2 protein-coding genes and 1 pseudogene are annotated in these 4225 nt (G+C 69.5%); 1 reads left to right on the top strand and 2 read right to left on the bottom strand.

Going from position 1 to position 4225, the window contains the following annotated elements:
• The first annotated feature begins 653 nt into the window (after positions 1 to 653).
• Positions 654 to 1889 (top strand): annotated as a pseudogene (locus AB0958_RS44655) (IS110 family transposase).
• 727 nt (positions 1890 to 2616) lie between these two features.
• Here AB0958_RS44655 and AB0958_RS44650 read toward each other — a convergent pair.
• Both AB0958_RS44650 and AB0958_RS44645 read right to left on the bottom strand, forming a co-directional pair.
• Positions 2617 to 3825, bottom strand: coding sequence for a cytochrome P450 (locus tag AB0958_RS44650; RefSeq protein WP_366896214.1), 1209 nt, complete (start codon positions 3823 to 3825; stop codon positions 2617 to 2619).
• Between the two features lie 45 nt (positions 3826 to 3870).
• On the bottom strand, positions 3871 to 4225 hold a 355-nt coding region (locus AB0958_RS44645; protein ID WP_366896213.1), incomplete at its 5' end, for an oxidoreductase C-terminal domain-containing protein.

Raw genomic sequence — 4225 nt, 5'->3', positions numbered from 1 at the left:
GGTCACACCCCCCCCGACCACTACTCACCCCCACCGCGACCGCCCTGAGCGTTCCCTGCCCCGCCGGAACTGTCCGGGGACAAGTGGTTCGGTGGAGGGGGTGTTGTTCAGACCATCTCCACTGTTCTTGGCGCCGAGCAGACCGCCCCGCGGCTGGACATGTGCTGCCGCAACGCCGCATCACGGCCCACCTCAGCAATGTCCGCCCCCCGATTGCCGGCCCGGGGCTACAGGCCAGGCCAAGGGCCTCCTTGGAGCTCCGTGCCCATAGCGTGCCATAAAGAGCGGAAAACCACGGTCACCAGCGGTGCGAACCGACCCGCCCGAGCACTCAGGGAGATGACGTCTGTCCAGGTCAGCAGTCCAGCGCGCCTTCGGCGCGCGCCGGGGGCACGGTAAATCCGGGCGCGCGCCGGGGATGCTTCTGCAGGCCCTGACGAGGGGCAGGCGCCGTTCGGGATCGTGGGGTGTTCGTTCCGGCTGAAACCGATGTCTCTGTGATGCTGTGCAGCTCGCTGGTCAGCATGGTGCTGAGGGCCGACCACGGGAACCGTGGAGTGTTGCTGTGAGCACGTGCGTCAGAATTCCTGATCCACCCTGGCCCTCCCGGAACGGCGTTCCTCCTGGCCCTTCACCGGTGGAAGGAGCGGGCCGTGGACGTGCTGCATGAACGCTGCGCGGGCGTGGACATCAGCAAGAAGGACGCCAAGGCGTGCATCCGGACGCCGAATACGAGGCGCCGGGGGTCGTTCACGACCGAGACGACCACCTGGGGGGGCGACGACGAACGCGGTGCTCGCCCTGCGGGAGCACCTGCTCGCCGCGCAGGTGACGCTGGTGGTGATCGAGGCGACGTCGGACTACTGGAAGCCCTACTACTACGTGCTGGCCGAGGACTTGAACGTGATCCTGGTCAACGCGCGGCACGTCAAGAACCTGCCCGGCCGCAAGACCGACGTCTCGGACGCGGCCTGGCTGGACCAGCTCGGCGCCCACGGCCTGGTCCGCCCTTCGTTCGTCCCGCCCCAGCCGGTACGCGAGTTGCGGGACCTGACCCGGGCCCGCACCACCGTCACCCGGGAACGCGGCCGGGTGGTCCAGCGCCTGGAGAAACTGCTCGAAGACACCGGCATCAAGCTCTCCGCGGTCGCCTCCGACATCATGGGCGTCTCCGGCCGCGCCATGCTCGAGGCCCTCACCACAGGCGAACGCGACCCGCAGGTCCTGGCGGACCTGGCCAAGCGACGGCTCCGCAGCAAGATCCCCGAACTGACCGAGGCCCTGACCGGGCGGTTTGGCGAGCACCACGCGTTCCTGGTCCGTCTGTATCTGGGCCAGTACGACCAGCTCACCGCCATGATCGACCAGCTCACCGGGCGGATCGAGGAGGCGATGGCCCCCTTTCGGGACGCCCATCGACCTGCTCGACACCATCCCCGGCGTCAACCAGGCCACCGCCGAGGTGATCATCGCAGAGACCGGCGGGGACATGGCCCGGTTCGCCTCCGCCAAGCACCTCGGGTCCTGGGCCGGGGTCTGCCCCGGCCACCACGAGTCCGCCGGCCGCACCAAGAACACCAAGGTCCGCCCCGGCAACCCCTACCTCAAGGGCGCCCTCGGGACCGCAGCGTTCAGCGTGACGAGCCAAGGACACCTATCTGCAGGCCCGTTACAAGCGTCCGGCCTCCCGCCGCGGCCCGCTCAAGGCCCTCGTCGCCGTCGAACACTCGATCATCACCGCCATCTGGCACATGCTCACCGACAACGTCCCCTACCACGAACTCGGCGGCGACTACTTCACCCAGCGTGACCCCGAACGCGCCACCCACCAGGCCATCAACCGGCTCGGCTACCGCGTCACCCTCAACCCCATCGACACCGTCGCCTGACAACGCAGTCCCGGCCCCACCCGGCGATCCACCCGGACCGCCGGGTCCCAGACCTGCTCACACCACCGCTGACCAGGTTCTATTTACGCGTCAGAGCGACGCCCCAGGCCACGTATCCCCTCTCGAATGACGGGGGCCGAAGCCAAGGCGATATTCCGTGGTCGGCGGACATCTGTGCCGGCGCCCCGCCTGCTGCCCTGGGTGAGCCCGGCCCGGACCTGCGTCGCGAGATCCACGGTGGCCTTCAAGTCGTGGAGAACTGGCGCTCGGCGAACACGGTGCTGCACACGGCAAGGACGGCGCCCCCACCGGCCCGGACATGGACAAGCGGCTCGACTTCGCCCTTCCTGCCGTGCCCCATCCCCGGACACCGGCCAGCACCGCCGGCCAGCCAGCAACGGAGTGCCGCCATGCCCGCTGAACAGTACGGGCGCCGACACCACCGCCTTCTCGCCGCACAGCTCTCCGGCCTCGCCGGCCCAAAACCATCCGTGGCCTTCTCACCGGCCACGGCGGTGCCGGGTTCCGGCCCCACCGCGCGCTGTGGGGCCGGAATCGTTGTCGGTTCGGCGGAGGTGAGTCCCGGGATGGGTGAGAGACCGGCGGTGGTGCGGGCGTGGTGACGCTCAGCAGCCGGACGGTGGCGGGGCGGACGGGAAGAGAGGGTGCCCCTTGTGTGACGGCGGCAGGGGAACAAGGAGCTGCTGTCGCCTCTGGGCGGATTCGGTCACCAGGCCACCGGAAGAGCGGTGACGCCGTACACGAAGCTGTTCGTCCGCATCTCGATCTCGTCCGCGGGAGCGTCCAGACGCAGCGTCGGGAACCGTTCGAGGAGCGCGGGAATCGCGATGCGCAGCTCGGCACGGGCCAGCTGCTGGCCGACGCACTGATGGACGCCGAAGCCGAAGGCCAGGTGAGCGGTGGCGGAGCGGCGGCCGATGTCGAGGGTGTCGGGGTCCTCGAAGCGCTCCGGGTCACGGTTGGCCGCGAACAGCGCGGGGACCACCACATCGCCCTTTCTGATCTGCCGGCCGCGGACCTCGACGTCTTCCAGAGCGGCGCGCTCCATGCCGTACTGCGGGATGGTCAGGTAGCGGAGCAGTTCCTCGACCGCGTTGTTGATCCGGTCGGCCGGGTCTTCGCGCAGCAGTGCCAGTTGGTCCGGGTGCTGGAGCAGGGCGAAGGTGGACAGGGCGATCATGTTGGCGGTGGTCTCGTGACCGGCCACGAGCAGGCCCCTACCGAGTTCGGTCGCCTCCTCCAGGGAGAGCTCCTCGTCCTGGGCGAGTTCGCTGAGTATGTCGTCCGTCGGGTGGGCGCGCTTGTGGCGGGCCAGTTCGTCGACGAAGTCCCGGATCCCCTGGTTCGCCGCGGCGTACTCTTCCACGGTGCTGCCCATTTTCAGCAGGCTGGCGCTACGGGACTGGAACTCCGCGCGGTCCCCATAGGGCACACCGAGGAGTTCGCAGATGACCAGCGAGGGGATGGGCAGGGCGTACGTCTCGACCAGGTCGACCGGGGGCCCCACGCGCTCCATCTCGTCCAGGCGCTCGTCGACGATCTGCGTGATGGCATCGGCGAGCCGGGCGACCCGCTTGGTGGTGAACCTGCCCTGGAGCTTGCGGCGCAGCCGGGTGTGGTCCGGCGGGTCCATGGGGTTCAGGTTGCCGGGGCCGGCGGGCCTGCGTGCGGAGAGCATGGTTCCGATGGCCGAGGTGCGCAGTTCACCGCGGGAGCTGAAGGTCTCGTGGTTGCGCAGGGTCGCGTAGACGTCGTCGTAGCCTGTGAGCAGCCATCCGTCGGTGCCGTCCGGCATGGTGACCGGGCACACCGGCTCCTTCTCCCGGAGTTCCTTGAGCTCGGGGGGCGGGTCGAACGGGCAGCCTTTCGCCCGCTGAATGGGGATCGAACGGCGCTCGGGCAGGGTTTCCGACATGGGGATTCCTTTCTTCATGGGATGTGGGTGAGGCGGCGCGGCGCGTCAGGGCGTCCGGGCCGCCTCCACGGCGTCGCGCCAGGCGGCGCGCAGGGCGACGGACTGCCGCCATGCCCGGACCACCTTCGGCGGCATACCGACGCCGAGGACTCCGGTGAGGCGGTCGCCTCTGCGGTAGGCGGCGACGAACCGGCGGGAAGCCAGGTCGCCCTCCACGACGGTGACCTCGTCGTGTCCGCGCAGGTAGCCGTGGGCCTGGATCTTCATGCCGTACTGGTCGGACCAGAAGTACGGCACCGGCGCGAAGGGCTTGCGCGCCTGCGGGTTGAGCAGGTTGCGGGCGGCGGCCATACCCTGTTCGGCGGCGTTCGTGCGGTGCTCGACGCGCATCCGCGTGCCG

The sequence above is a fragment of the Streptomyces sp. NPDC006655 genome (genome assembly GCF_040703965.1).
Taxonomy (GTDB): Bacteria; Actinomycetota; Actinomycetes; order Streptomycetales; family Streptomycetaceae; genus Streptomyces.
The sequence above is the reverse complement of the archived record's forward strand: the minus strand, read 5'-3'. Positions and strand labels throughout refer to the sequence as shown.

What these genes read in the sequence shown, in the direction of transcription:
- AB0958_RS44650 (WP_366896214.1), bottom strand. Translation starts at nt 3,825, where the DNA reads ATGTCGGAAACCCTGCCCGAGCGCCGTTCGATCCCCATTCAGCGGGCG.